At 74.2% G+C, this 26,014-nt stretch carries 23 protein-coding genes; 12 read left to right on the top strand and 11 right to left on the bottom strand.

What is annotated here, in order from left to right; genetic code table 11:
* Window positions 1-142: 142 nt before the first annotated feature.
* Window positions 143-772 (bottom strand): hypothetical protein, encoded by a 630-nt coding sequence (locus KVT14_RS11920; RefSeq protein ID WP_308161047.1) that lies wholly within the window; start codon window positions 770-772, stop codon window positions 143-145.
* 212 nt (window positions 773-984) lie between these two features.
* Here KVT14_RS11920 and KVT14_RS11915 point away from each other — a divergent pair, with 212 nt between their 5' ends.
* Both KVT14_RS11915 and KVT14_RS11910 read left to right on the top strand, forming a co-directional pair.
* On the top strand, window positions 985-3,057 hold the full coding sequence (locus KVT14_RS11915; protein WP_217615856.1) for a glucose PTS transporter subunit IIA: 2,073 nt from the start codon (window positions 985-987) through the stop codon (window positions 3,055-3,057).
* Between the two features lie 76 nt (window positions 3,058-3,133).
* Window positions 3,134-3,982 carry a PRD domain-containing protein gene (locus tag KVT14_RS11910; protein WP_217615855.1) on the top strand — a complete coding sequence of 283 codons (849 nt, stop codon included), beginning with the start codon at window positions 3,134-3,136 and terminating at the stop codon, window positions 3,980-3,982.
* A 96-nt stretch (window positions 3,983-4,078) separates the two neighbouring features.
* Here the strand turns inward: KVT14_RS11910 and KVT14_RS11905 are convergent, their stop codons facing one another.
* The 3 genes from KVT14_RS11905 to KVT14_RS11895 are packed head-to-tail and all read right to left on the bottom strand — an operon-like array spanning window position 4,079 to window position 6,734.
* Complete coding sequence (locus KVT14_RS11905) at window positions 4,079-4,999, bottom strand: metal ABC transporter permease (RefSeq protein WP_147793917.1); 921 nt, start codon at window positions 4,997-4,999, stop codon at window positions 4,079-4,081.
* Entirely contained in the window at window positions 4,996-5,787 is a 792-nt protein-coding gene (locus KVT14_RS11900) for a metal ABC transporter ATP-binding protein (RefSeq protein ID WP_217615854.1), read from the bottom strand. The genes KVT14_RS11905 and KVT14_RS11900 overlap by 4 nt, the downstream gene beginning before the upstream one ends.
* Window positions 5,784-6,734, bottom strand: a complete 951-nt coding sequence (locus KVT14_RS11895; protein WP_217615853.1) for a metal ABC transporter substrate-binding protein — start codon at window positions 6,732-6,734, stop codon at window positions 5,784-5,786. The genes KVT14_RS11900 and KVT14_RS11895 overlap by 4 nt, the downstream gene beginning before the upstream one ends.
* A 168-nt stretch (window positions 6,735-6,902) precedes the next feature.
* On the opposite strand from KVT14_RS11895, the gene KVT14_RS11890 reads away from it, so the two are divergent.
* The gene (locus tag KVT14_RS11890; protein ID WP_147793914.1) at window positions 6,903-8,288 is read left to right on the top strand and encodes a glycine--tRNA ligase; all 1,386 of its coding nucleotides are present in this window, start codon (window positions 6,903-6,905) and stop codon (window positions 8,286-8,288) included.
* A gap of 87 nt (window positions 8,289-8,375) precedes the next feature.
* The gene (locus KVT14_RS11885) at window positions 8,376-9,509 is read left to right on the top strand and encodes a YibE/F family protein (RefSeq protein ID WP_308161046.1); all 1,134 of its coding nucleotides are present in this window, start codon (window positions 8,376-8,378) and stop codon (window positions 9,507-9,509) included.
* A gap of 82 nt (window positions 9,510-9,591) precedes the next feature.
* Here KVT14_RS11885 and KVT14_RS11880 read toward each other — a convergent pair whose 3' ends face one another.
* A complete protein-coding gene (locus tag KVT14_RS11880) occupies window positions 9,592-10,056 on the bottom strand; it encodes an ATP-binding protein (RefSeq protein ID WP_217615852.1) in 465 nt (154 codons plus the stop codon).
* A gap of 87 nt (window positions 10,057-10,143) precedes the next feature.
* Between KVT14_RS11880 and KVT14_RS11875 the strand changes: the two genes are divergently transcribed.
* Both KVT14_RS11875 and KVT14_RS11870 read left to right on the top strand, forming a co-directional pair.
* Window positions 10,144-10,521: a PadR family transcriptional regulator gene (locus KVT14_RS11875; protein WP_217615851.1), complete on the top strand. Its 378-nt coding sequence runs from the start codon at window positions 10,144-10,146 to the stop codon at window positions 10,519-10,521.
* Window positions 10,518-11,426 carry a permease prefix domain 1-containing protein gene (locus tag KVT14_RS11870; RefSeq protein WP_217615850.1) on the top strand — a complete coding sequence of 303 codons (909 nt, stop codon included), beginning with the start codon at window positions 10,518-10,520 and terminating at the stop codon, window positions 11,424-11,426. The genes KVT14_RS11875 and KVT14_RS11870 overlap by 4 nt, the downstream gene beginning before the upstream one ends.
* A 107-nt stretch (window positions 11,427-11,533) precedes the next feature.
* On the opposite strand, the gene KVT14_RS11865 is transcribed toward KVT14_RS11870, so the two are convergent.
* Window positions 11,534-12,802 carry a YibE/F family protein gene (locus KVT14_RS11865; RefSeq protein ID WP_308161045.1) on the bottom strand — a complete coding sequence of 423 codons (1,269 nt, stop codon included), beginning with the start codon at window positions 12,800-12,802 and terminating at the stop codon, window positions 11,534-11,536.
* Between the two features lie 105 nt (window positions 12,803-12,907).
* Between KVT14_RS11865 and dusB the strand changes: the two genes are divergently transcribed.
* Window positions 12,908-14,101, top strand: a complete 1,194-nt coding sequence (gene dusB / locus KVT14_RS11860; RefSeq protein ID WP_217615849.1) for a tRNA dihydrouridine synthase DusB — start codon at window positions 12,908-12,910, stop codon at window positions 14,099-14,101.
* A 182-nt stretch (window positions 14,102-14,283) separates the two neighbouring features.
* Here dusB and KVT14_RS11855 read toward each other — a convergent pair whose 3' ends face one another.
* The 3 genes from KVT14_RS11855 to KVT14_RS11845 are packed head-to-tail and all read right to left on the bottom strand — an operon-like array spanning window position 14,284 to window position 17,985.
* Window positions 14,284-15,210 carry a PfkB family carbohydrate kinase gene (locus tag KVT14_RS11855; RefSeq protein WP_217615848.1) on the bottom strand — a complete coding sequence of 309 codons (927 nt, stop codon included), beginning with the start codon at window positions 15,208-15,210 and terminating at the stop codon, window positions 14,284-14,286.
* 4 nt (window positions 15,211-15,214) lie between these two features.
* Entirely contained in the window at window positions 15,215-16,915 is a 1,701-nt protein-coding gene (locus KVT14_RS11850; RefSeq protein ID WP_308161048.1) for a glycoside hydrolase family 13 protein, read from the bottom strand.
* A gap of 41 nt (window positions 16,916-16,956) precedes the next feature.
* On the bottom strand, window positions 16,957-17,985 hold the full coding sequence (locus KVT14_RS11845; protein ID WP_217615847.1) for a LacI family DNA-binding transcriptional regulator: 1,029 nt from the start codon (window positions 17,983-17,985) through the stop codon (window positions 16,957-16,959).
* Window positions 17,986-18,210: 225 nt separating this feature from the next.
* Here KVT14_RS11845 and KVT14_RS11840 point away from each other — a divergent pair, with 225 nt between their 5' ends.
* The 4 genes from KVT14_RS11840 (at window position 18,211) to KVT14_RS11825 (ending at window position 23,996) form a co-directional block, all read left to right on the top strand.
* Entirely contained in the window at window positions 18,211-19,452 is a 1,242-nt protein-coding gene (locus KVT14_RS11840) for a maltose ABC transporter substrate-binding protein (protein WP_217615846.1), read from the top strand.
* 104 nt (window positions 19,453-19,556) lie between these two features.
* On the top strand, window positions 19,557-21,182 hold the full coding sequence (locus KVT14_RS11835) for an ABC transporter permease subunit (protein ID WP_217615845.1): 1,626 nt from the start codon (window positions 19,557-19,559) through the stop codon (window positions 21,180-21,182).
* Between the two features lies 1 nt (window position 21,183).
* On the top strand, window positions 21,184-22,062 hold the full coding sequence (locus KVT14_RS11830) for a sugar ABC transporter permease (protein ID WP_147793907.1): 879 nt from the start codon (window positions 21,184-21,186) through the stop codon (window positions 22,060-22,062).
* Window positions 22,063-22,067: 5 nt separating this feature from the next.
* Entirely contained in the window at window positions 22,068-23,996 is a 1,929-nt protein-coding gene (locus tag KVT14_RS11825; protein ID WP_254630809.1) for a glycoside hydrolase family 13 protein, read from the top strand.
* A gap of 9 nt (window positions 23,997-24,005) precedes the next feature.
* Here KVT14_RS11825 and KVT14_RS11820 read toward each other — a convergent pair whose 3' ends face one another.
* The gene (locus KVT14_RS11820) at window positions 24,006-24,407 is read right to left on the bottom strand and encodes a PIN domain-containing protein (RefSeq protein WP_217615844.1); all 402 of its coding nucleotides are present in this window, start codon (window positions 24,405-24,407) and stop codon (window positions 24,006-24,008) included.
* Window positions 24,404-24,652 carry a hypothetical protein gene (locus KVT14_RS11815; protein WP_217615843.1) on the bottom strand — a complete coding sequence of 83 codons (249 nt, stop codon included), beginning with the start codon at window positions 24,650-24,652 and terminating at the stop codon, window positions 24,404-24,406. The genes KVT14_RS11820 and KVT14_RS11815 overlap by 4 nt, the downstream gene beginning before the upstream one ends.
* Before the next feature lie 83 nt (window positions 24,653-24,735).
* Here KVT14_RS11815 and KVT14_RS11810 point away from each other — a divergent pair, with 83 nt between their 5' ends.
* Window positions 24,736-26,007 carry a deoxyguanosinetriphosphate triphosphohydrolase gene (locus tag KVT14_RS11810; protein WP_246855161.1) on the top strand — a complete coding sequence of 424 codons (1,272 nt, stop codon included), beginning with the start codon at window positions 24,736-24,738 and terminating at the stop codon, window positions 26,005-26,007.
* The last annotated feature ends 7 nt before the right edge of the window (window positions 26,008-26,014 follow it).

Raw genomic sequence — 26,014 nt, 5'->3', positions numbered from 1 at the left:
GGGGGGGGGGGGGGGGGGGGGGGGGGGGGGGGGGGGGGGGGGGGGGGGGGGGGGGGGGGGGGGGGGGGGGGGGGGGGCGGGGGGGGGGGGGGGGGGGGGGGGGGGGGGGGGGGCGACTGACGGGCGCGCACCGCGCCCCGCCTCAGACGAGCTCGTCCGCGCGTGCGGCGTCGACCACGGGGCCCCGACGAGCGGCAGCGCGCGCGGTGCGCGACCGGCGACGGAGCACCGCCCACGTCACCAGCGCGGCGAGCGCCACCAGCACCGCCGCGAGGCCCCACGGCGACGCGGTCGCGAGCCGGACCGCCGCCCAGACCGCGCCGAGGCCGACAGTGCCCCAGACGAAGGCCCAGGCCACGCTGCCGGGCACCGACGCCGCGAGGAACCGGGGGTAGGGCATCCGCACCAGCCCCGAGCCGACGAACACCGCCGTCTGCACGCCGACGGTCAGGTAGGCGAGGGTCACCGCGAACGGGCCGAACCGGTGCACCAGGGCGAGGCCGCGGCGGGCTGTCGGGGTGCGCATGAGACGCTCCACCTGCGCGCGGGCCGCGGCTCCACGAGGCGCCGGGTCAGGGGCGACGTCCTCGCCGCCCGGTGCGTCCTCGTCGGTGCCCGGGACCCGGTCCGCCAGCCGCGCGGCCCCCGAGGTCACCCCGCGGCCGACCCAGTAGAACAGGTGCGAGCGCGCCATGACGACGACGAACAGCCCGGCGATGACGGCCCAGAACGGCCATCCGCCCATCCCGTACGCCGCCGCCGTGTCGCTCACCCGTCCGAGTCTACGAGTGAGGTCAGCCTGACCTCGTCGGGACGAAGGTCCCGGACGGGCCCCCGGCGACGGGGTGCTAACCTCGTCGGCGAACCTGAGTTCACACAGGGTTGTTACCCGCCGTCGTCGCGGGGCAAGACCTGAGCCGCAGCGATGCGCCTCAGGTCTTTTTTTGTGCCCGGACGGCGTCGGCTCTCGACGAGGAGTACGACATGACGTCCGCGACGACGCGCGACAGGGCCGAGGAGATCATCCGGGCGGTTGGAGGACCGGCCAACGTCCGCGCCCTGACGCACTGCGCCACCCGCCTGCGCTTCGAGCTGCGCGACGCCTCGGTGGTCGACCAGCAGGCCGTGGAGGCCGTGCCCGGCGTGATGGGCGCCGTGCCGCAGTCCGGCGACCGCTACCAGGTGGTCGTCGGCGGGGCGGTGCAGACCGTGTTCACCCAGATCATGGGCCTGCCCGAGATGGCCGGCGTCGGCGCCGGCCGGCAGTCCGACGCCGACGTGAAGGCCGCGGCGCGGTCGAAGGCCCGCGGCAAGGTCGCGTGGCTCGACGCGGTGTTCGAGTACCTGTCCGACTCGTTCCGCCCGCTGCTCGGCGTGCTGCTCGGCGCCTCGCTGATCATCGCGTTCGCCGCGGTGCTCGACGCGCTGGGCGTGGTCGACTTCCGCGCCGACGACAAGCCCGCCACCTGGGTCTTCGTCGACGCGATGTGGCGGGCGGTGTTCTACTTCCTGCCGATCATGGTCGCGTACAACGCGGCGAAGAAGCTGCAGGTCGACCCGTGGCTCGGCGCCACGGTCATGGCCGCCGTGATGACGCCGAACTTCCTGTCCCTGACGGACGCGGCGACGACGGTGTGCACCACCAACGCCACCCTCGGCACCACGGCCTGCGTGGCGGACGTGTTCGGGCTGCCGATGCAGCTCAACGACTACGGCGGGCAGGTGTTCGTGCCGCTGATCATGGTCGCGGTGCTCGCCCCGCTGTACCGGGCGCTGAAGCGGGTGTTCCCCGAGAACATCCAGATGGTGTTCGTGCCGTTCCTGTCGATGGTCGTGATGATCCCGGTCACCGCGTTCCTGCTCGGCCCGCTCGGCATCTGGCTCGGCTCCGGCCTCGGCGACGGCCTGGCGTGGCTGAACGGCAACGCCCCGATCGTGTTCGCCATCGTGATCCCGCTGATCTACCCGTTCCTGGTGCCGCTGGGCCTGCACTGGCCGCTGAACGCGCTGATGCTGGTCAACCTCAACACCCTCGGCTACGACTTCATCCAGGGCCCCATGGGCGCGTGGAACTTCGCCTGCTTCGGCGCGACCGCCGGCGTGCTCGTCCTCGCGGTGCGGGACAGGGACGTGCAGATGCGCCAGACCGCGACCGGCGCGCTCGCCGCCGGCCTGCTCGGCGGCATCTCGGAGCCCTCGCTGTACGGCATCCACCTGCGGTTCAAGCGGATCTACCCGCGGATGCTCGTCGGCTGCCTCACCGGCGGCGTCATCATCGGCGTGCTGGGCGGCGTCGACACCAACGCCTTCGCGTTCACCTCGCTGCTGACCATCCCCGTGTTCAGCCCGATCCCGGTGTACCTGATCGCGATCGCCGCGGCGTTCGCGGTGTCGATGGTGCTCGTGATCGTGTCCGACTACCGCACGCCGGAGCAGCGGGCCGAGGCCCGCGCCGCCCGGGAGCAGGCGGAGGCGGACCTGGCGCTCGAGTCGGCGTCCGTCGCCGCTCCGGTCGCGGCGACGGTGGGAGCCGGTGCGCCGGCGGCCGGCCCGGTCGCCGCGGCGTCCGCCGCCCCGGCTGCGCCCGCCGCCCCGGCCGCTCCCACGACCGCCGTCCTGGCGCCCGTGGCCGGCGAGGTCGTCCCGCTCGCCGAGGTCGACGACCCGGTGTTCGCGTCGAAGGCCCTCGGCGAGGGCGTCGGCGTGGTCCCGTCGGACGGCATGGTCGTGGCCCCGGTCGCGGGCGAGCTGCTCACGGTCGCCGACACCGGGCACGCGTTCGGGCTGAAGACCGCCGACGGCGTCGAGGTGCTCGTGCACGTCGGCATCGACACGGTGAAGCTCGCGGGCACCGGGTTCGAGGTCGCCGTCCGCAAGGGCGAGCACGTGGCGGCGGGGGACCGGTTGGTGACCGTCGACCTCGGCGTCGTCCGCGAGGCCGGCTACGACACCACGACGCTGGTCACGGTCGTCAACGCCCGGGCCCTCGCGCGCGTCGAGCCGCGGCCGGCCGGTACCGTCGCCCGGGGCGCGGTCGTCGTCGACGTCGAGCCCTGACCGCCCGGGCGGGGCCGCGCCCGACCGCGCGGCCCCGCCCGGACACCCCGACCACCCGAGCCCCGCGAGGAGCGACGTGGACATCCTCCGCGTGTTCAACAACAACCTGGTCCTCGCGCGCGACGAGGACGGCTCCGAGGTGATCCTCACCGGCCGGGGCCTGGGGTTCCAGGCCCGCCCGGGCGACCTCGCGGACCCGGAGCGCATCGTCCGCGTGTTCCGTCCGGACGACGGCCGGGACCCGGACCACCTGGCGGGGCTGCTCGCGGGCATCCCGCCGGAGCACGTCCAGCTGGTCGGCGACGCGCTGACCGAGGTCGGCCTCCAGGCGGTCGCCGCCCGCCCGGCGCTGGTCGTCGCGATGGCGGACCACGTCAGCTTCGCCCTGGCGCGGGCCGAGGCCGGGCAGACGGTCGAGTACCCGCTGCTCGCCGAGGTCACCAACCTGTACGCCGACGAGCACGCCCAGGCCCTGCGGCTGCTGGAGGCGATCAACGCCCGCGTGGCCACGCCCCTGCCGCCGACCGAGGCGGTCGGCCTGGCGCTGCACCTGGTCAACGCCGGGTTCGCGACCGGCGACCTCGCGTTCAGCTACACCATGACCGGGCTGATCCAGCAGTTCCTGGACGTGGTCGCCGGCGCGCACGGCGTCGCGCTCGAGGCGGGCGGGGTCAGCGTCGGGCGGTTCGTCACCCACCTGCGGTACCTGTTCGTGCGGGTGCACCAGCGCCGGCAGCTCGACGACGCGAAGCACTCGGCGGTGGGTGACGCGATCCGCGCGACCTACCCGGAGGCGGTCGACACGGCCGACCGGCTCGCGCGGCTCGTCGAGGTCCGGCTGCAGGCGTCGCTCACGCCGGACGAGGTCGCGTACCTGGCGCTGCACGTCGCCCGCGTGGTCCAGGACGCGCAGCAGCCGGCCTGAACCCTCGGCCGCGAGTGGCGTCGGGTGGAGCGTCCTGCCCGACACGCCGGGGCGTGTCGGGCAGGACGCTCCACTCGACAGGCTCCGCGGGCGCCGTCAGCGGGCCGCGGGCAGCTCCACGTCGTCCGGCAGCTCCGGGTGCGGGTCGTGCGGGGCCTCGTCGCCGCGCCGCGCCAGCAGCGGCCGGGTGACCGCCGCGACCGCGTAGAGCCCGATCGCCAGCAGCACGATCGTCGCGCCCGGCGGGATGTCCTCCCAGTAGGTGATGGACAGCCCGACCACGCTGACGGCGACGCCGATGCCCGACGCCAGGGCCATGACCCGCGAGAACGAGCCGGCCACGAGCTGCGCGACCGCCACCGGGACGATCATCAGCGCGCTCACCAGCAGCAGCCCGACGACGCGCATCGCGATCGTGACCGTGAGCGCGGACATCGCGGCGACCACCATGTTGAGCGCGGTCACCGGCAGGCCCGAGCCGCGGGCGAACTCCTCGTCGTGGCTCACCGCGAACAGCACGTGCCGCAGGCCGAGCCCGACGAGCAGCACGCCGACGGCGAGGCCCGCGGTCCACCACAGGTCGCCGGTCGACACGGTGGAGATCGAGCCGAACAGGTAGGACACCAGGTTCGCGTTCGTGCCGCCGGCGAGCTTGATCAGCAGCACGCCGCCGGCGATGCCGCCGTAGAACATCAGCGCGAGCGCGAGGTCGCCGGACGTGCGGCCGCGGGCGCGCACCCACTCGATCGCGACCGAGCCGATCAGCGCGGCGACGACGGCGCCGGGGATGGCGAGCGCGTCCTGGGGGACCAGGCCCGCCCAGGTGCCGACCAGCCAGCCGAGCGCGACGCCGGTGAGCGCGACGTGGCCGAGCCCGTCGCCCATCAGCGCGAGCCGGCGCTGCACGAGGAACGTGCCGACCACGGGCGCGGCGGCGCCGACCAGCACGGCCGCGATCAGCGCGCGCTGCATCAGGGGGGACGACAGCATCGCCCCGAGCGTCTCGAACCACGTCACGGCAAGACCTCCATGGACAGCCCGGTGCCCGGGTCGGGCGGGGGCGGGTCGGCGTGCGGGTGGGTGTGCTCGTGCTCGGGTCCGGCGTGCTCGCCGCGCGGGGTGGGCGGCGGGCCGTCGTAGACGACCCGGCCGTGCCGCAGCGCGACCGCGCGGTCGATCAGGCCGGCGAACGAGCCGAGCTCGTGCAGGATCACCAGGACGGTGCCGCCCTGCTCGTGCAGCCGGCGGACCGTGGCGACGAACGTCTCCTGGGTCGGCAGGTCGATGCCGGAGGTCGGCTCGTCGAGCACCAGCAGGTCGGGCTGACGGACCAGCGCACGGGCGATGAGCACCCGCTGCTGCTGGCCGCCCGACATCTGCAGCACCGAGCGGCGCGCGTGCCGGGCCATGCCGACCTCCTCCAGCGCGGCGAGCGCCCGCTTCCGGGCGTCGCGCGGCGGGCGGAGCGTGCGGCCGTGCACCAGGCCGGACATCACGACCTCGAGCGCGGTCGCCGGGACGCCGCCGCCGGCGGGCAGCCGCTGCGGGACGTAGCCGACCCGCTCCCACGGCACGCCGTCGCCGAGCGCGCCCCCGAGCAGCCGGACCTCGCCCGCGGTGCGCGGCGCGATGCCCAGCAGGGCGCGGACCAGGGTGGACTTGCCGGAGCCGTTGGCGCCGAGCAGGGCGACGACCTCGCCGCGCTCGACCCGCAGGTCGACGCCGGACAGGATCTGGTGGCCGCCGAGGACGACGTCGACGCCGGTGGCGAGGACCGCGGGCTGCGGCGCGGTGGTGTCGGTCACGAGCACGAGAGTGCCGTACGGAGGGTCTCCAGGTTGGCCCGGGCGACCGAGACGTAGTCCTGCGTGTCGTCCGTCAGGCCCTCCAGCGGGTCGAGCACCGCGGTGTCGACGCCCAGCTCGTCGGCGAGCGTCTCGGCGACCTTCGGGCTGGCGAGCGTCTCGAAGAAGATCGTGGACACGCCCTCGTCCTGCACGACCTTCCCGACCTCGGCCAGGCGCGCCGGCGACGGCTCGCCCTCGGGGTCGACGCCGGAGATCCCGACCTGCTCCAGGTCGTACCGCTCGGCCAGGTAGGAGAACGCCTCGTGCGTGGTGACGATCGTGCGGCTCTCGCAGGACGCCAGGCCGGTGGAGTACTCGGTGTCGAGGTCGGCCATCTGCTGGGCGAACGCCTCGGCGTTCGCCTGGAACTCGTCGGCGTGGTCGGGGTCGATCTCGGCCAGCTGCGCGGCGACGTCGTCGGCGACCGCGGGCAGCCGGGTGGGGTCCAGCCAGAAGTGCGGGTCGAGCGAGCCGTGATCGTGGCCGTCGTCCTCGGCGTGCTCCTCCTCGCCGTCCTCGCCGTGCTCGGCGGCGTGCAGCTCGGTGTCCTGCGCGGCGTCCACGACGTGCGCCGGCGGGTTCGCGTCGACCGCGTCGTCCACCGCGGCCTGGAACTCGGACAGGTACACGACCAGGTCGGCGCGGCCCACCTCGTCCACCTGGGCGGGGGAGAGCTCGAGGTCGTGCGGCTCGGCCCCGGGGGGCGTCAGCGTGTCGACGGACACGAGGTCGCCGCCGACCTGCTGCGCCACGTACTGCAGCGGGTAGAACGAGGCCAGCACCGCGATGCCGTCGCCGTCGCCGGACCCGCCGCCGGAGCCGCCCGAGCCCGGGGAGGAGCAGGCGGACAGGGCGAGGACGACCCCCGCGGACACGGCGAGGGGCAGGGTGCGACGACGGGGCATGCCCCCATCATCGGACTGTTGAGAACGAGTGTCAAAACCGCGAGGCGACGCGTCCGTCCGAGGTGCGGCGCCGCCGGTCACGCGCGGTCGCGGCCCGGTAGCCTGTCGGACGATCCCTCCCTCCGCGCCACCCAGGCGCGCAGGACCCCGGCACCAGGAGCACTCACCGTGGCAGCACCGTCCCGTCTCGACTCCGTCGTCTCCCTCGCCAAGCGGCGCGGCTTCGTCTTCCAGAGCGGCGAGATCTACGGCGGTTCCCGCTCCGCGTGGGACTACGGGCCACTGGGCGTCGAGCTCAAGGAGAACATCAAGAAGCAGTGGTGGCGCACGGTCGTGCAGTCGCGCGACGACGTCGTCGGCCTCGACTCCGCCGTGATCCTGCCCCGCCAGGTGTGGGTCGCCTCCGGCCACGTCGGCGTGTTCACCGACCCGCTGACGGAGTGCCTGCACTGCCACAAGCGGTTCCGCGAGGACCACATGCTCGAGGAGTACGAGGAGAAGAAGGGCCGCGCGCCCGAGAACGGCCTCGCCGACATCGCGTGCCCGAACTGCGGCACCCGCGGCCAGTGGACCGAGCCCCGCGACTTCAACATGATGCTGAAGACGTACCTCGGCCCCGTCGAGGACGAGTCCGGCCTGCACTACCTGCGGCCCGAGACCGCCCAGGGCATCTTCGTGAACTTCGCCAACGTGCTGACCACGGCCCGCAAGAAGCCGCCGTTCGGCATCGGCCAGATCGGCAAGTCGTTCCGCAACGAGATCACGCCCGGCAACTTCATCTTCCGGACCCGCGAGTTCGAGCAGATGGAGATGGAGTTCTTCGTCGAGCCGGGCACCGACGAGACCTGGCACCAGTACTGGATCGACCAGCGCACCGACTGGTACGTCGACCTGGGCATCTCCCGCGAGAACCTGCGGCACTACGAGCACCCGGCCGAGAAGCTGTCGCACTACTCCAAGCGGACCGTCGACATCGAGTACAAGTTCGGCTTCAGCGGCTCCGAGTGGGGCGAGCTCGAGGGCATCGCGAACCGCACCGACTTCGACCTGTCGACGCACAGCAAGCACTCCGGGCAGGACCTGTCGTACTTCGACCAGACCAAGGACGAGCGCTGGGTGCCGTACGTCATCGAGCCCGCCGCCGGCCTGACCCGGTCGCTCATGGCGTTCCTCATCGAGTCGTACGCCGAGGACGAGGCGCCGAACGCCAAGGGCGGCGTCGACAAGCGCACCGTGCTGAAGCTTGACCCGCGCCTCGCGCCGGTCAAGGCCGCCGTGCTGCCGCTGTCCCGCAACGAGGCGCTGTCGCCGAAGGCGCGCGACCTCGCCGCAGAGCTTCGGAAGTCCTGGAACGTCGACTTCGACGACGCGGGCGCCATCGGTCGCCGGTACCGCCGCCAGGACGAGATCGGCACCCCGTTCTGCATCACGGTCGACTTCGACACGCTCGAGGACCAGGCCGTCACGATCCGGCACCGCGACGACATGACGCAGGAGCGCGTCGCGCTGGACCAGGTGACCGGCTACCTCGCGCAGCGGCTCGTCGGGGCCTGACCCCTGGGCGTCTCGCACGGCCACGCGCACGGCGCGGGTCCCGCCCCCGACGTCATCGTCGGGCGGCGGGCCCGCGCCGTCGTCGTCGTGCTGCTCGGCGTCGCGCTGCTCGCGACCGTGGCCGGGCTCGTGGCGCTCTGGCCGCGGGAGGACGCGCCGACGCTGCAGACCACGCCCGACGGGTCGTCGTACGTCGAGGTGACCGCCACCGACGTCGACCTGCTCGCGGACGCGGAGACCGGGCCGGCGCTGCTCGCGGAGACCGACGACGGCGCGTCGATCACCGTGCAGGTCGCGCCCGAGTACCTCGACGTCATCGAGGCGGGGGACCGGATCCGGGTGCTGACGCTGCCGCAGGCCGGGGGAGCGGCGCCGTACGTGTTCGTCGACCTGGTGCGCGGGCCGCCGATGGCGCTGCTCGCCGCCGTCATGGGCGTGCTCGTGCTGGCGGTGGCGCGGCTGCGCGGGCTCGGAGCCCTCGCGGGCCTGGTCGTCTCGGTCGGCGGCGTGCTGTGGTTCACGGTGCCCGCGCTGCTGACGGGCGGCCCGCCGCTGCCCGTCGCGCTGGTCACCGCGTCGGCGCTCATGTTCGTGCTGCTCTACCTGGCGCACGGGGTGTCGATCCGGACGTCGACGGCGCTGCTCGGCACCCTCGGCGGGCTGCTGGCGACGGGCGCGCTCGCCGCCTGGGCCACCGGGGCCACGCACCTCACGTTCCTGAGCGGTGAGTACGCCCTGGACCTGCGGGCCAACGCCCCGCTCGCGGACCTGCAGGGCATCCTGCTGTGCGGCATCGTGCTCGCCGGGCTGGGTGTGCTCAACGACGTGACGATCACCCAGGTGTCGGCGGTGTGGGAGATCCGGGCGCTGTCGCCCGCCGCCTCCCGGCGGGACCTCTTCCGCGGCGGGATGCGGATCGGGCGGGACCACATCGCGTCGACCGTGTACACCGTGGCGTTCGCGTACCTCGGGGCGGCGCTGCCGCTCATCCTGCTCGTGGCGATGTCGGACCGGACGCTGCTCGACACGCTGACGAGCGGGGAGATCGCGGAGGAGGTCGTGCGGACGCTCGTCGGGTCGATCGGCCTGGTGCTGGCGATCCCGCTGACGACCGCGATCGCCGCGGCCCTGGCCCCGGCCCCGGCGGCTGCGCCGGGGGCGTCGCCGGCCGCGCACGCCGCCCCGGCCGCCCCGGCCGAGGTCGACACGCCCCGCTCCTGACCGCGCACCCTCGCCGAGCCTCCGACGTCGGACTGCGCGGAGCCCGCGGACCGCAGGAGAACACCGGAGACTCGGCGAACGGTCATCCCGCGACGACGCGGAGGGGGCCCTCCTCCGGCGTCGGCGGCTCGAAGCCGTCGAGGTAGGCGAGGGCGCGGGCGGGCGGGACCGGGACGTCGTCGGGGCCGGTGCCGCGCCGCGCGGCGAGGCGTGCGAGGACGACCTCGCGTCGCGTGTCGAGGTAGTGCACGACCGGCTCGACGCCGAGCGGCGCGAGCAGGGCCCGGTACTCGTCGCGGGCGGCCCGGGACCAGAACGAGGAGTCGACGACGACCGGGTGGCCCGCCGCCACGAGCCGGACCAGCTGCTCCCGCAGGGCGTCCTGGACGGCGCGGCGCTGGTCCTCGGTGACGGGGTGGCTGCGGTACCCGCGGGCCCACGCCTCGGCGTCGAACGAGAGGACGGCGTAGCCCTCGGCGGCGAGCCGGCGGGCGTGCGTCGACTTGCCCGAGCCCGCGGCACCGCACATGAGGACGACCTGTTCCATGCGCCGATGGTAGGCCGACGCGCGCGGCGCCCTCACGTGATCGACAACTCTGGTGGCGTGAGTAGTTGATCTGTTACTGTACTCGACATGACACAGGCACCCGACCGCTCGGCCGCGGGGTCGGACGCGTTCGCCGCCGACCTGCTGCGAGGGCACACCGACACGATCGTGCTCGGGGTGCTGCGCCGCACCGACCGGTACGGCTTCGAGGTCTACAAGGCCATCCGCGACGCGACCGGCGGCCAGCACGAGATCAAGGAGGCGACGCTGTACGCCTCGTTCCGGCGGCTCGCCCGCGACGGCCTCGTCGAGGCCTACTGGGGCGACGAGTCCCAGGGCGGCCGCCGCAAGTACTACCGGATCACCGACGCCGGGCGCGCCGTGTACCGCCGCAACGTGGCCGACTGGCGTGCCACCCAGCAGATCATCAACACGCTCCTGGACCTCGAGGAGGGCCCGCGATGAGCACCACCGTCGACACGAGCATCCACCGTGCGCTGGACCGCGCGTTCGCCGCGGCGCCGGCCTCGGACGAGGCGCAGGACCTCAAGGAGGAGGTGCGCGCCAGCCTCATGGCCCGCGCCGCTGACCTCGAGGCCGCCGGCACGGCCCCCGCAGATGCGGCCCGCACGGCCCTGGCCGAGATCGGCGACCTGCGCGACGTCGTCGCCGCGGTGGCCGACGCCCCGGCGGACGACGCGGGGTACGCCGCGCTGCTGTCCGCGCACCGCGTCCGGCCGCGGCCGGCGTTCGTCGTGCGGGTCACGCTCGCCGCCGTCGTGCTGGCGGGCGCGGCGGCTCTGGTGGCGCTGGTCGCGACCGGGGTGCTGGCGTGGTCGGCCGGGGCGGGCGCGGCGCTCGCCGTGGTCGCCGGGCTGGCGACCGGGGTCGTCGTCGCCGACGCGCTGCGCCAGGAGACGACGCAGAACTACCCGCTGCCGGGCGGGCGCGCGCTGGGCTTCGGCGCCGCGAGCGCGGCCGTGGTGACGGCCCTCGGGCTCGGTGGGCTGTTCGCGGCCGACCTGGGCCGGATCTGGCTCGCGGTCGCGGCGGGGGCGCTGCTCGTCGCCGGCGTGCTCGGGTTCGTGGTCCTCGGCGTGACGCAGACCAACCGGCACAAGCCGTGGACCGTCGAGCTCGGGCGGCAGGCCGTCGGCCAGGACCGGTTCACGCGCGAGCCCGAGGCGGCGGCGCGGTTCGGCATCTACTCCGCGGCGCTCGGGCTGGTGGCGGTCCTGGCGTTCGTGGTGCTGACGATGACCGTCGGGCTGGCGTGGTCGTGGCTCGCCCTCGCCGCGGTGGTCCCGCTGTACTTCCTGCTGCTGGCCCGCATGCTCTTCCCGGCGTCGGCCGGCGGCTCAGTCGCCTGACTCCCGCGCTCGTTCGCCGAGATGGGACCACCGCGTCGAGATAGGACCGCCTTCGGTCCTATCTCGCGCGCGCGGTCCTATCTCGGCGTCGCGGCGGCGCGGGCGGGTCAGGTCAGCGGGTCAGGGGCGTCCGCCGGCGTGACCGCGTGCACGTGGGCGTGGGCGTGGGTGTCCGGGGCCGCGTGCCGGGCCGGCGAAGCGCCCGCGCGGGTGACCACCAGGGCGGCGATGCCTGTGGTCAGGGGGATCGCCAGCACCAGGCCGATCGACGACACCATGGTCCGCACGATCTCCTCCGCGAACTCCCCGGACGTCAGCGTCGGCCCGAGCGGCAGGCCGTACAGCTCGAGCAGCAGCAGCACCGGCAGCGCGGCCCCGGTGTAGGCGAACGCGATGGTGTAGACCGTCGACGCGATGTGGTCCCGGCCGATCCGCATCCCGCCGCGGAACAGCTCGCCCCGCGTCGCCGCGGGGGAGACCGCCCGCAGCTCCCACACCGCCGACGCCTGGGTGATCGTCACGTCGTTCAGCACGCCGAGCCCGGCGAGCACCAGCCCGCACAGGAACAGCCCGCGCAGCGACGTCGCCCCGGTCTCGCCGAGGAGCTGCGCCAGCCGGTAGGAATCCTCGCTGCTCACGCCCGACAGCCGGGCCCACTCCGCCCCGAGGATGCCGAGCCCGGTCGTCGCCGCGAGCCCGGCCAGCGTGCCGAGCAGCGCCGCCGACGTCCGGAGCGACAGCCCGTGGGCCAGGTACAGCACGACGGCCATGATCAGTGTCGACGCGCTCAGCGCCACCACCACCGGGTTCTCCCCGCGGACCAGGGCCGGCAGCACGTACACCCCGATCAGCGCGAACGCGATGAGCAGCCCGACCAGCGCCCGCAGCCCCCGGCCGCGGGCCACCAGGATGATCGCGAGCGCGAACACCAGCGCGATCGACACCAGCGGCAGCGTGCGGTCGTAGTCGTGCCACGCCCAGACCTCGTCGTCGGAGCCGGTCGCCGGGTAGTGCTCCACCAAGATGCGGGTGCCGGCCGGAACCTGGTCGGCGGTCGTGGACGCCGTGGCCCACACCTGGATGTCGCGCCCCTGCTCCGGCCCGCTCGTGACCGTGGCGTGCACCCGGAGGCAGGCCACCTCGTCGGGGATCGTGCCGTCGGGCAGCCGGTCCTCGACGGTGCCCTGGCACTGCTCGACGGACGTGCCGGTGACCGTCGCCGTCGGGTAGTCGATCGCGACGTCGCTGATCTGCCGGGCGGTCGACGGCTCGCCGTGCGGCCAGGTCAGCGCCATGCCGACGGCGGCGGCCAGCACGAGCGGCAGCAGGATCGCGGCGATGACGCGGCGGGTGCGCAGGGCGGCGGGGGAGGGCACGGGGGCGATTCTGCCGGGTGCGCGGGGATCGCGCCGCGGGCCGTGCCGCCGGGGCGCCGACCGGCCCGAGGCGGGTCCGCCCGCGCCGTGGGGGACAATCGAGGCATGACCGCTCCCTCCACCGTCGACCCGGCCGCTCCCGTGGCCGAGGGGCACGTGCTCCCGCCGCTGCGCATCGGACCGCTCACGATCGACACGCCCGTGGTGCTCGCGCCGATGGCCGGCGTGACGAACGCGGCGTTCCGCCGGCTGTGCCGCGAGTCGGGCGCCGGGCTGTACGTCGCGGAGATGGTGACGTCGCGGGCGCTGGTCGAGCGCGGCGAGGAGTCGATGCGGATCATCTCGCACGCACCCGACGAGAAGCCGCGCTCCGTGCAGGTCTACGGCGTCGACCCGGCGACGGTGGGCGCGGCGGTGCACCTCATCGCGTCCGAGGACCGCGCCGACCACGTCGACCTCAACTTCGGCTGCCCGGTGCCCAAGGTCACCCGGCGCGGCGGCGGCTCCGCGCTGCCGTGGAAGCGCGAGCTGTTCGAGTCGATCCTGAAGGCGGCCGTCGACGCGGCGCGGCCCTACGGCGTCCCGGTCACGGTCAAGATGCGCAAGGGCATCGACGACGACCACCTGACCTACCTCGAGGCCGGCCTCGTCGCGCAGGACCTCGGCGTCGCCGCGGTCGCGCTGCACGCCCGCACCGCCGAGCAGTACTACTCCGGCACCGCGGACTGGTCGGCGATCGCGAAGCTGAAGGAGACCGTCACCGACATCCCGGTGCTCGGCAACGGCGACATCTGGTCCGCCGAGGACGCCGTGCGCATGGTCCGGGAGACCGGCTGCGACGGCGTCGTCGTGGGGCGCGGCTGCCAGGGGCGGCCGTGGCTGTTCGCCGACCTCGCGGCCGCGTTCGCCGGATCGCCGGAGCGGATCACGCCGGGCGCGCGGTACGTTGCGCAGGTCATCCGCCGGCACGCCGAGCTGATGGTCGAGGCGTTCGGGGACGAGGGCAAGGCGCTGCGCGAGCTCCGCAAGCACATGGCCTGGTACTGGAAGGGCTACGTGGTCGGCGGCGAGCAGCGCGCGGCGCTGGGCCTGGTGTCGAGCCTCGCGGAGCTGGACGACCGGCTCGCCGCGCTCGACCTGGACCAGCCGTACCCGGGCGAGGCGGCGGAGGGCCAGCGCGGCCGCGCCGGGACCCCGAAGCGCCCGCACCTCCCGGACGGCTGGCTCGACAGCCGGGACCTCTCGGAGGACTTCCGCCGCGGCCTGGCGGAGGCCGAGCTGAGCGTCTCGGGCGGCTGACCAGCCCGCGCCGCGCACCCGCGCCGCGCAGCCACGCCCACCCGTCCCCCCGCTCGCACACCCTCGCCGAGCGGGCAGCAGATGTCCCCATCGCGCGCCGCGAGGGGACATCTGCTGCCCACTCGGCGGCGTGGGGAGAGCGGGGAGCGTGCGTGGATCCTCGCGGAGTGCGGGAGTCCGGGTCAGGCGCGGGTGACCGGGACGCGGGCCGCGAGGGTGCGCACGGCCTCCGCGCTCGCGTGCGGGGCGCCCAGCGACTCCGTCCCCACCGCCAGGGCGCCCGCCGCGCTCGCCCACGCCAGGGCGTCCGGCATGGGCAGGCCCCCGAGCGTCGCCGCGAGCAGGCCCGCGAGGAACGCGTCGCCCGCGCCGTTCGTGTCGACGACCGCGCCCGCCGGCGCCGCGCCGACCTCCCAGAACCCGCCCGCGTCCAGCGCCAGCGCCCCGCGCGCGCCGCGGGTGCACACCGCCAGCCGGGCCCCGCCGGCGACGCGCGCCCGCAGGTATGCCGCCGGATCCGCCAGCCGCGCCTCCGACACCAGCAGCACGTCCGCGCCGTCGGCGAACGGCCGTTGGAACTCCGCCACCCCGTCGTCGTCGTGCACGTCGCACCACACCGGCACCCCGGCGTCCCGCGCGGCGGCCAGCACCGGGACCGACAGCTCCGCGAGGTCCACGACCGCCGCCCGCGCGCCGGCGAGCCCGGCCGTCGCGTCCACAGCCCCGCCCGGCGACGGCAGCGTCAGGTACACCGACACCCGCCCGCCGTCCGCGGCCATGAGGTTGACGTGCCGCTCGGTCCGCCCGTCGCGCGCCGGCACCGCGTCGAGCGCGATCCGCGGGTGGTCGAGCGCCGCCCGCACGGCGTCCCCGAGCGCGTCCGCGCCCAGCACGGTCCGCAGCCGCACGTCGACCCCCAGCGCGGCCAGCGTCACGGCCTTGCCCGCGGACGTCCCGCCGAGCCCGTCGTGGTGCCCGGAGGCGAACAGCGTCTGCGAGCGAGCCTCGGGCAGCGCGTCGAGGCGGACCAGCGTGTTCCAGGAGGCGGGTCCCACGACGACGACGGGGCCGCCCCCGTGCCTGGGGGCGGCCCCGTCGGGGTGCGTCACGGCGTCAGCGCGCCCGGAGCCAGACGGTGGTGTCGCCCGGGAGCTCCGCGCCGACCGGGGCGTCGCCCGGCAGGCCGGAGGCCAGCAGCACCTCGGCGCCGGCGGGCAGCGCGACCGGGGAGGAGCCCAGGTTCGCGACGACGACCACCGAGCCGTTGCGGACCGCGATCACGTCCTCGTCGTCCTGGAACTCGGGCTCCCAGGACGCCCCGCCCAGGCCGAGCTTCTCGGCCCGGCGCAGGCGCAGCGCGGCGCGGTACAGCTCGAGGGTCGAGCCCTCGACGCCGTCCTGCGCGTCGGCGGCGAACGCGGCCCACTCCGCGGGCTGCGGCAGCCAGGTCCTCCCGTTCGGCGAGTAGCCGAAGCCCGGGGCGTCGGCCTCCCAGGGCAGCGGGACGCGGCAGCCGTCGCGGCCCTTCTCGGCACCCTGAGTGCGGAAGAACGCCGGGTCCTCGCGGACCTCGTCGTCCAGCGCGGTGTGCTCGGGCAGGCCGAGCTCCTCGCCCTGGTAGACGTACGCGGAGCCCGGCAGGCCGAGCATGAGCAGCGAGGCGGCGCGGGCGCGGCGCAGGCCGAGCTCGGCGTCGGGCTGCTCGTCCTCGGCGCCGATGCCGTTGGGCCGCGACGACGGGTCGGCGAGGCCCAGCCGGGAGGCGTGCCGGACGACGTCGTGGTTCGACATCACCCAGGTCGTCGGGGCCCCGACGGTGTCGTTGACCTGGTACGACGCGGCGATGACCTTCTTCAGCGCGGGGGCGTCCCAGCCGGTGGCGAGGAACGCGAAGTTGAACGCCTGGTGCATCTCGTCGGGGCGGACGTACCGGGCCAGGCGGCTCAGCGGCTCGACCCAGGCCTCGGCGACGAGCATCCGGTCGCCGTCGTACTCGTCGAGGACCTTGCGCCACGCGCGGTAGATCTCGTGCACGCCGTCCTGGTCGAACATCGGGCCCTGGTTGCCGGACCCGGAGACGGCGTCGCTGTCGTCGGCCCCCTCGATCATCGACACGTGGCCGTCCCAGTCGGGCAGCCCCTCGGCCTTGACCATGCCGTGCGCGACGTCGACCCGGAAGCCGTCGACCCCGCGGTCCAGCCAGAACCGCAGCACCCCCTCGAACTCCTCGCGGACCTCGGGGTTCGACCAGTCGAGGTCGGGCTGCTTGGAGTCGAACAGGTGCAGGTACCACTGGCCGTCGTCGAGGCCGTGCTGCTCGGGGGTGAGCCGGGTCCAGGCCGGGCCGCCGAAGATGGAGCCCCAGTTGTTCGGCGGCTCGGTGCCGTCGACGCCGCGGCCCTCGCGGAACAGGTACCGCGCGCGCTCGGGGGAGCCCGGGGGCGTCTGCAGCGCCTCCTGGAACCACACGTGCTCGTCGGACGAGTGGTTCGGGACCAGGTCGACGACGACCTTGAGGCCGAGCGCGTGCGCGCGCTCGAGCAGCGCGTCGAAGTCGGCCAGCGTGCCGAACAGCGGGTCGACGTCCCGGTAGTCGGCGACGTCGTAGCCCGCGTCCGCCTGGGGGGACTTGTAGAACGGGGACAGCCAGACGGCGTCCACACCCAGCGCCGCCAGGTGGTCCAGCCGCGCGGTGATGCCCGGCAGGTCGCCGATGCCGTCGCCGTCCGCGTCCGCGAAGGACCGCGGGTACACCTGGTAGATCACCGCGTCCCGCCACCACGGGCCGTCGACGGGGCCGGGCTCGTGCACCACCTCCGAGGCGGGGCGGGAGATCGGCTGCTGGTCGAGCTGGGTCACGCTGGTCCTCCGGGAGAAGCGGGTGCAGAGCTGGTGGAGCCGCGCACGATGAGCTCCGGGTGGAACAGGAGCTCGGTGCGCGACGTGGGGGTGCCGTTGATCTCCGCCATGAGCGCGGAGACGGCGGCCTGGCCCATCGCCTGGACGGGCTGGCGCACCGTCGTCAGCGGCGGGTCGGTGAAGCCGATCAGCGGCGAGTCGTCGAAGCCGACGACCGACACGTCCTCCGGGACGCGCAGGCCGCGGGACCGCGCGGCGCGGATCACGCCGAGGGCCATGAGGTCGGACCCGCAGATGATCGCGGTGTGGCCCGAGTCGATGAGCTCGTGCGCCGCGGTGGCGCCGCCCTCGACCGTGAACAGGGTGGTGTTGACGTGCGGCGCGGCGTCCTCGACGCCGAGCTGCGTGCGGAGCTGGTCCGCGAACGCCTGCCGCTTGCGGGCGGCCGGCACGAACCGCTCGGGGCCGATGGCGAGGCCGATGCGGCGGTGCCCGAGGGCGACCAGGTGCCGCACGGACAGCTCGATCGCGACGGAGTCGTCGGTCGCGATGCTCGGGGCGTCGACCGCCTCGGCCCGGCCGTTGACGAGCACGATCGGCAGCCCGCGCCCGCGCAGCGCGTGGTAGCGCTCCACCGACGCCTGCGTGTCCGCGTGCAGGCCCGAGACGAACAGGATCCCGGCCACGTCGTGGTCGAGCAGGATCTCGACGTACTGGTCCTCGGTGGTGCCGCCCGGCTGCTGGGCGCACAGCAGCGGGGTGTACCCGCGCTGGGTCAGCATGGACTCCATCGCCTGGGCCATCGCCGGGAACACCGGGTTCGACAGCTCGGGCACCACGAGGCCGACGAGGCCCGCGGGACGGGTGCGGAGCTTCTCGGGCCGCTCGTAGCCGAGCACGTCGAGGGCGGCCAGCACGGCCTGCCTCGCCTGCGAGGAGACGCCGGGCTTGCCGTTGAGGACCCGCGAGACGGTCGCGGTGGAGACGCCGGCCTGCTCGGCCAGGTCGGTGAGGCGTGTGCGCACGGTCGCGAGCGTAGAGGGCACCGTCGCCTCCTCGTCGTCGTTGTCGTCATCCGATCGGGGCAGCTTCGTCCCCTCGGGTCGGAGAGCACTGTAACCGATGCCTGAAAGTTTCCGTAACGGCTTGCAACGGAGCCCGGAAGTTGATTACCGTCCGGGTCATCGAGCCAGCGCCGGCGGTGCCGGGGTCTGCTCGCACCGCCCCTTCTGACGCTGGGAGACACCCTGATGCGACGGAGCATCCCCGCCCTCGCCACGACGGCCGTCCTCGCGCTCGCCCTCGCGGCGTGCTCGAGCTCGGACACGCCGTCCGACGCCACCTCCGACAGCCCCGCCGCCGACTCCGGCGCCGAGGGCACCCTGACGATGTGGGTCGACGACACCCGCATCGACTCCATGCGCCCCGTCGTCGAGGCCTTCACCGAGGAGTCCGGCGTCGACGTCGACCTCGTCCAGAAGGCCACGGGCGACATCGGCCCCGACTTCGTGACCCAGGTCCCGACCGGCGAGGGCCCGGACATCATCGTCTCGGCCCACGACGGCCTCGGCGAGTGGGTCAACAACGGCGTGGTCGCGCCGATCGAGCTCGGCGACAAGGCCGACGAGTTCGCCGACTCCGCGGTCCAGGCCATGGCCTACGACGGCCAGACCTACGGCGTGCCGATCTCGATCGAGAACATCGCGCTGGTGCGCAACAACGCGCTGCTGGCCGACACCCCGGCCACCACGTTCGACGAGCTCGTCGCGCAGGCGCAGACCGCGGGCACCGACTTCTCCGTGCTGATCCAGCAGGGCGAGGAGTCCGACCCGTACCACCTGTACCCGCTGCAGACCTCGTTCGGCGCCCCGGTGTTCGAGCAGGCCGCGGACGGCTCTTACACCGACACCCTGGCGCTGGGCGGCGACGCCGGCCACGCGTACGCGCAGTACCTCGCCAAGCTCGGCCAGGAGAAGGTCCTCGACCTGTCGGTCGACGGCGACAAGGCCAAGCAGGCGTTCCTCGACGGCCAGGCGCCGTACATCGTCACCGGCCCGTGGAACACCTCGGCGTTCGAGGAGGCCGGCATGGACATCTCCGTCCTCCCGGTCCCGTCGGCCGGCGGCCAGCCCGCGCAGCCGTTCGTGGGCGTGCAGGGCGTGTTCATCTCCGCGAAGTCGGCCAACCCGGTCCTCGCCAACGAGTTCGTGGTCAACTACCTGACCACCGAGGCGGCGCAGGACGCGCTGTACGAGGCCGGCGGCCGCCTGCCGGCGCTGACCGCCTCCGCGGACAAGGTCGACGACCCGGTCCTCCAGGGCTTCAACGACGCGGGTGCCACCGGCGCGCCGATGCCCGCCATCCCCGCGATGAGCTCGGTGTGGTCCTTCTGGGGCGCGACCGAGGCGCAGATCGTCGGCGGCCAGACGGCCGACCCGGCCGGCGCGTGGGACGCGATGGTCCAGAACATCCAGGACGCCATCGACGGCTGATCGTCTCCGCGACCGCCGGGGTGCCCACGAGGCGCCCCGGCGGTCGCTCCGCTCTTCCCCCCATCCCGCAGCACCAGCACCGCCGCGCGCCCGGAGGCACCCGCATGACCGACCAGTCGACCGTCCAGGAGGTCGCGCCCGACGACCCCGGGACCGCACGTCCGCCCCGCCGCCGGCGCGTGCCCCGCGGCACCACGTCGCACGCCCGCTCCTTCTCCCCGGGCTTCATCGCCAAGCTGATCCTCATCGGCACGGTCGACGCGCTCGGCGTGTACGGGATCCTGTCCGCCTGGGCCGTGTCCCAGTGGGGGATCCTCGCGTTCCTCGTCGTGGCGCTGGCCGGCGCGAACTGGGCCTACTTCTCCCGCCGGATGCTGCCGGCGAAGTACCTGGTGCCCGGCCTGGTGTTCCTGGTCGTCTACCAGCTGTTCGCGATGGCCTACACCGGCTACGTCGCGTTCACGAACTACGGCGACGGCCACAACTCGACCAAGGCCGACGCGATCACGCAGATCGCTGCCCAGAACGAGCGCCGCGTCGAGGGCTCGCCCGCGCTGCCGCTCACGGTCGTGCAGAACGGCGACGAGCTCGGCTTCGCGGTCGTCACCGAGGACGGCGACGCCCAGGTCGGCACCGCCGAGCAGCCGTTCGAGGACGTCGACGCCACCGTCGAGTCCGGCCGCATCACCGAGGTCCCCGGCTGGGAGGTCCTCGGCTTCGCGCAGGTCGCCGCCGACCAGGAGGCCATCACCTCGCTGCGGGTCCCGTTCTCGGACGACCCCGCCGACGGCTCGGTCCGCACCCAGGACGGCTCCACCGGCTACGTCTTCCAGTCGACGCTCGAGTACGACGCGGCGAGCGACACGTTCACGGACGCCGAGACCGGCACCGTCTACACGCCCGGCGAGGGCGGCAACTTCGTCTCCGAGGACGGCCAGCGGCTGACCCCGGGCTGGCGGGTCGGCGTCGGCTTCGACAACTTCACCGCGATGGTCACCGACTCCCGGATGGCCGGGCCGTTCGCGCAGATCTTCGTCTGGACGTTCGCGTTCGCGTTCCTGTCCGTGGTGACGACGTTCGCGCTCGGCCTGTTCCTCGCGATCACGTTCAACGAGCCCCGGGTGCGCGGCCGTAAGGTCTACCGCTCGTTGCTGATCCTCCCGTACGCGTTCCCCGGGTTCCTGTCCGCCCTGGTGTGGCGCGGCATGCTGAACGAGCGGTTCGGCCTCATCAACGAGGTGCTGCTCGGCGGGGCGTCGATCCCGTGGCTCAGCGACCCGTGGCTGGCGAAGGCCGCGATCATCGGCGTGAACCTGTGGCTCGGCTTCCCGTACATGTTCCTCATCTGCACGGGCGCGCTGCAGTCGATCCCGCACGACATGACGGAGGCCGCGCGGATCGACGGCGCCGGGCGCTGGCGGATCTTCCGCTCGCTCACGCTGCCGCTGCTGATGGTGTCGGTGGCGCCGCTGCTCATCTCGAGCTTCGCCTTCAACTTCAACAACTTCTCGCTGATCTACATGCTGACCGGCGGCGGCCCGAACTTCGTGGGCACCCCGTACGTCGTGGGCCACACGGACATCCTCATCTCGATGGTCTACTCCGTGGCCTTCGAGTCCGGGGTCAAGCAGTACGGCGTCGCCAGCGCGCTGTCGATCGTCATCTTCCTGATCGTCGGGGTCATCTCCTACCTCGGCTTCCGTCGCACCCGCACCCTCGAGGAGATCTGAGATGGCCCGCTCGCCCGAGCTGCACACCGCCGTGCGCGGCCGCCGCTGGTGGTCCGAGATCGGCTGGCGGCACGTCGTCGGCGTCGTGATGATCGCGATCTGCCTGCTGCCGCTGCTGTACGTCCTGTCCGCGTCGCTCAACCCGGGCGGCACGCTCACGGGCTCGAACCAGCTGTTCCGCACGTTCAGCCTCGAGAACTACACGGAGCTGGGATCGCGCGGGTACTACAACTGGGCCGTCAACTCGCTCGTGGTGTCCACCGCGACCGCCGTCGGCACCGTGCTCATGGGCGCGGCCGCGGCCTACGCGTTCTCGCGGTTCCGGTTCCGCGGCCGCCGGTCGGGCCTGACGACGCTGCTCCTCGTGCAGATGTTCCCGCAGATGCTCGCGTTCGTGGCGCTGTTCCTGGTGCTGCTGTCGCTGTCCGAGGTGTTCCCGGCCATCGGGCTCAACACCCAGCTCGGCCTGATCTGCGTCTACCTCGGCGGCGCGCTCGGCGTGAACACGTTCCTCATGTACGGGTTCTTCAACACCGTGCCGCGGGAGATCGACGAGGCGGCCAAGATCGACGGCGCGTCCCACGCGCAGATCTTCTGGACGATCATCCTGCGGCTGGTGGCGCCGATCCTCGCCGTCGTCGGCCTGCTGTCGTTCATCTCGTCCTACGGCGAGTTCATCATCGCCAAGGTGGTGCTGCAGCGCCCCGAGCGGTTCACGCTCGCGCTGGGCCTCTACAACTGGGCGTCCGACGAGCGGAACGCGCGCTGGGGCATCTTCGCCGCGGGCGCCGTGCTCGCCGCGATCCCGGTCGTGCTGCTGTTCCTGTTCCTGCAGAAGTACATCGTCGGCGGCCTGACCGCCGGCTCGGTGAAGGGCTGAGGCGCTTGTCCGACCCGACGACGCGGGGCCGGCACGCCGCCGGCCCCGCCGCGCCCGACGCCGTGCTCCTGCGCGCCCACCACGACGGCTCCGCGCTCTACGTCCCGGGCGGGACGCCGTCGCTCGGCGACGTGGTCCCCGTTCGGGTGCGGGTGCCCGCCGGTGCCGGGCCGGACCCCGAGGTGTGGCTCCGGGTCGTCGAGGACGGCGAGCCCCGGGTGTACCCGGCGCGGGGCGACGGCGGCGACGCCCACGAGCGCTGGTTCACCGCCGACGTGCCGGTGACGAACCCGGTGACGTCGTACCGGTTCCTGCTGGCCGGCGCCGGGCGGCCGGGCGGGCAGGAGTGGCTGAACGGCGAGGGCACCATCGCCCGGGACGTGCCGGACACCTCCGACTTCCGGCTCTCGACCACGCCGCCGGGGCCCGACTGGGCGCGGGACGCCGTGGTCTACCAGGTCTTCCCGGACCGGTTCGCGCGGTCGTCCGGCCGGCACGACGGCCCGCCCGAGGGCGACCTGCCCGACTGGGCGCTGCCCGCGGCGTGGGGCGACGAGCCCGTCGGCGGCGGGCCCGGCACCGGGACGCAGCTGTACGGCGGCGACCTCGGGGGCATCGAGCAGCGGCTCGACCACCTGCAGCGGCTCGGCGTCGACACCCTGTACCTGACCCCGGTGTTCCCCGGCCGGTCGAACCACCGCTACGACGCGCGCACCTTCGACCACGTCGACCCGGTCCTGGGCGGCGACGATGCGTTCGCCTCGCTGTCCCGGGCGCTGCACGGCCGCGGGATGCGGCTGGTCGGCGACCTCACGACCAACCACACCGGCGACGCGCACGACTGGTTCCGGCGGGCGCTCGGGGACCCGGCGTCGGAGGAGCGTTCCTTCTACTACTGGCAGGACGCCGAGCCCGGCTACGTCGGCTGGCTGGGTCACGCCTCGCTGCCGAAGCTCGACCACCACGCGCCCGCGCTGGCCGCGCGGATGTTCGGCGGGCCGTCGTCGATCGTCGGCCGCTACCTGTCCGAGCCGTTCGGCATGGACGGCTGGCGGGTCGACGTCGCGAACATGACCGGCAGGCAGGGCGCGGACGACCTGACGCACGAGGTCGCCGAGCGGATGCGCGCGGCCATGGCCGCGATCAACCCGGACGCCGTCCTGATCGCGGAGCACTTCCACGACGCCGGCGCCGACCTGAGGGCCGCTGGCGGCTGGCACGGCACGATGAACTACTCCGCGTTCACCCGGCCGGTGTGGACCTGGCTCACCGACCCGGCGTCCGAGGCCGCGGCGGGGCTGCGGTACGTCGAGCTGCCCGTCGGGATCCCGCGCCGACCCGGCACCGCGGCCGTGGCGGCGATGCGGGAGTTCGGCGCAGCCGTGCCGTGGAGCGTCACCACCCACCAGTGGAACCTGCTGGGCTCGCACGACACCGCGCGGTTCCGGACCATCGCTGGCTCGCGCGAGCTGGTCGAGGTGGGCGTCGGCCTGCTGATGACCTACCCCGGCACGCCGGTGCTGTTCGCGGGGGACGAGGGCGGGCTGGTCGGGCGCAACGGCGAGAACTCGCGCGTCCCGATGCCGTGGGACCAGATCGACGCCGGCGGCGGCCCGACGTGGGACGCCGGGCTGTTCGAGACGTACCGGTCGCTGATCGCCCTGCGCCGGTCCTCCCGCGCGCTCCGCGAGGGCGGGCTGCGCTGGGTGCTCGTCAGGGACGACGCGATCGCCTACCTGCGGGAGACCGCCGAGGAGCGGGTGCTGGTGCTCGCGGCGCGGGCGCCCTGGGGCGGCGCGCTGCTGCCGGGGCACCTGCTGGCGGCGGGGGAGCAGCCGGAGAACCTGCACGGCGGGGCGGCGCTCGGCGTGGAGGCCGGCGGGCTGCGGCTGTCGGGGGACGGGCCGGGGGTGCAGGTGTGGCGGCTGGCGTGACGCGGCAGGTCAGGACGCGGTGATCGTGCGGATCGCGCATCGGGCGACGCCCGCGCGCGCGATCCGTGCGTCCGCGGTCACCAGGGTCGCGTCGTGCGCCTCCGCCGCCGCGACGTAGGCGGCGTCGTACGCCGAGAGGTTCGTCCGCACCTGCCACATCCGTGGCAGCAGCGGCGCCGTTGGCGTCACGGCGACGGTAGCGGCCGCGAGTGCACCCACCGCCGCGTCGGCTCGGGCCTGGCCGATCTTGTCGCCCAGGAGCAGGCCGCGGATCACGGCGAGCACCTCGACATGCCACTGCTCGGGGACGAGCCACGCCGGATCGGCGCGCAGCGCGCGATCGGCCTCGGCTGCCCGGGGGTCGTCGCCCGTGAAGAGCAGCGCGAATGCGGAGGCGTCGGGGACGATCATTCCGAGCCGCCCGGCCGGTCGCCGCGGGCTGCGTCGAGCGCGTCCAGCACGTCCTGCCCGGAGGCGGGTGACTCACGGCGCCAGGCGGCGATCGCGTCCAGCAGCGCGACGTTGTGGTCGAACGCCGCCTCCCGGAGCACCATCTCGCGCAAGAACGCCTGCAGGCTCTGACCCTTGGCCCGCGCGCGTCGGGTGAGCGCGTCGCGCGCGTCGTCGGGGATGTCGCGGATCTGGAGGGCCACCATACAGCCATTGTGCATGCAGTCTGCATGCGGCGGTAGGTCGCGCCTGGAGCCGGTGCCGGGGTTGCCCGCCTAAACTGGGGCCTGTGACCAGCGAGCACCCCGACGGCTACGTCGACGCCGACCGGGAGCGCTGGGTCGCCGAGGCGCCCAAGTCGCGCTCCCGGACCCCGTTCGAGCGCGACCGCGCGCGCCTGGTGCACTCGTCGGCGCTGCGCCGGCTCGGCGCCAAGACCCAGGTGCTCGGCCCGTCGACCGACGACTTCGTCCGCACCCGGCTGACCCACACCCTCGAGGTGGCGCAGGTCGGCCGGGAGATCGGCAAGACCCTCGGCTGCGACCCCGACGTCGTCGACACCGCCTGCCTCGCGCACGACCTCGGTCACCCGCCGTTCGGCCACAACGGCGAGCGCGCGCTCGCGCACCTCTCCCGGGACATCGGCGGCTTCGAGGGCAACGCCCAGACGCTGCGGCTGCTGACCCGCCTGGAGCCGAAGGTCGTCGGCCCGGACGGCGTCGCGGTCGGGCTCAACCTCACGCGCGCCTCGCTCGACGCCTCCGTGAAGTACCCGTGGGGCGTGGGGGAGGGGCCGCTGTCCGCGACCGGCCGGCCGACGCACAAGTTCGGCGTCTACGCCGACGACCTGCCGGTGTTCACCTGGCTGCGCGACGGGTCCCCGGTCGGGCGCAAGTGCCTCGAGGCGCAGGTCATGGACCTCGCCGACGACATCTCGTACTCGGTGCACGACGTCGAGGACGCCGTCGTGGGCGGCCGGTTCGACCTGTGGGTGCTGACGGTGCCGGACCAGCGCGCGCGGGTCGTCGAGGCGATCCAGACCTGGTACGGCGACGCCATCGACGCCGCCGGGCTCGAGGCCGCGATGGACCGGCTGGTCGCGGCCGAGCTGTGGCGCCCCGGCTTCGACGGCACCCGGCGGGCGCTCGCGGCGCTCAAGGACACGACCAGCCAGCTGATCGGACGGTTCGCCCGCGCCGCGCAGGTCGCGACGCGGGAGCAGTACGGGCCCGGCCCGCTGACCCGGTACGCCGCGGACCTCATCGTCCCGGAGGAGACCCAGGCCGAGATCCTCGTGCTCAAGGGCCTCGCCGTCGCCTACGTCATGGCGCCCCGCGAGCTCGAGCCGCTCTACCAGCGGCAGCGGGAGATCCTCGCCGACCTGGTGCACGTGCTGTCCGAGCGGGCGCCGCTGGCGCTGGAGCCGCCGTTCGCGGCGGACTGGCGCGCGGCGGCCGACGACGCGGCCCGGCTGCGGGTCGTGGTGGACCAGGTGGCGAGCCTGACCGACGTCAGCGCGGCCGCCTGGCACGCGCGCCTGGCACCCCCGCCGCGGTACTGACGCAACC

The sequence above is a fragment of the Cellulomonas sp. GbtcB1 genome, from assembly GCF_019091725.1.
In the GTDB taxonomy this organism is placed as follows: Bacteria; Actinomycetota; Actinomycetes; order Actinomycetales; family Cellulomonadaceae; genus Cellulomonas.
This window is presented reverse-complemented; position numbering and strand designations above follow the sequence as displayed.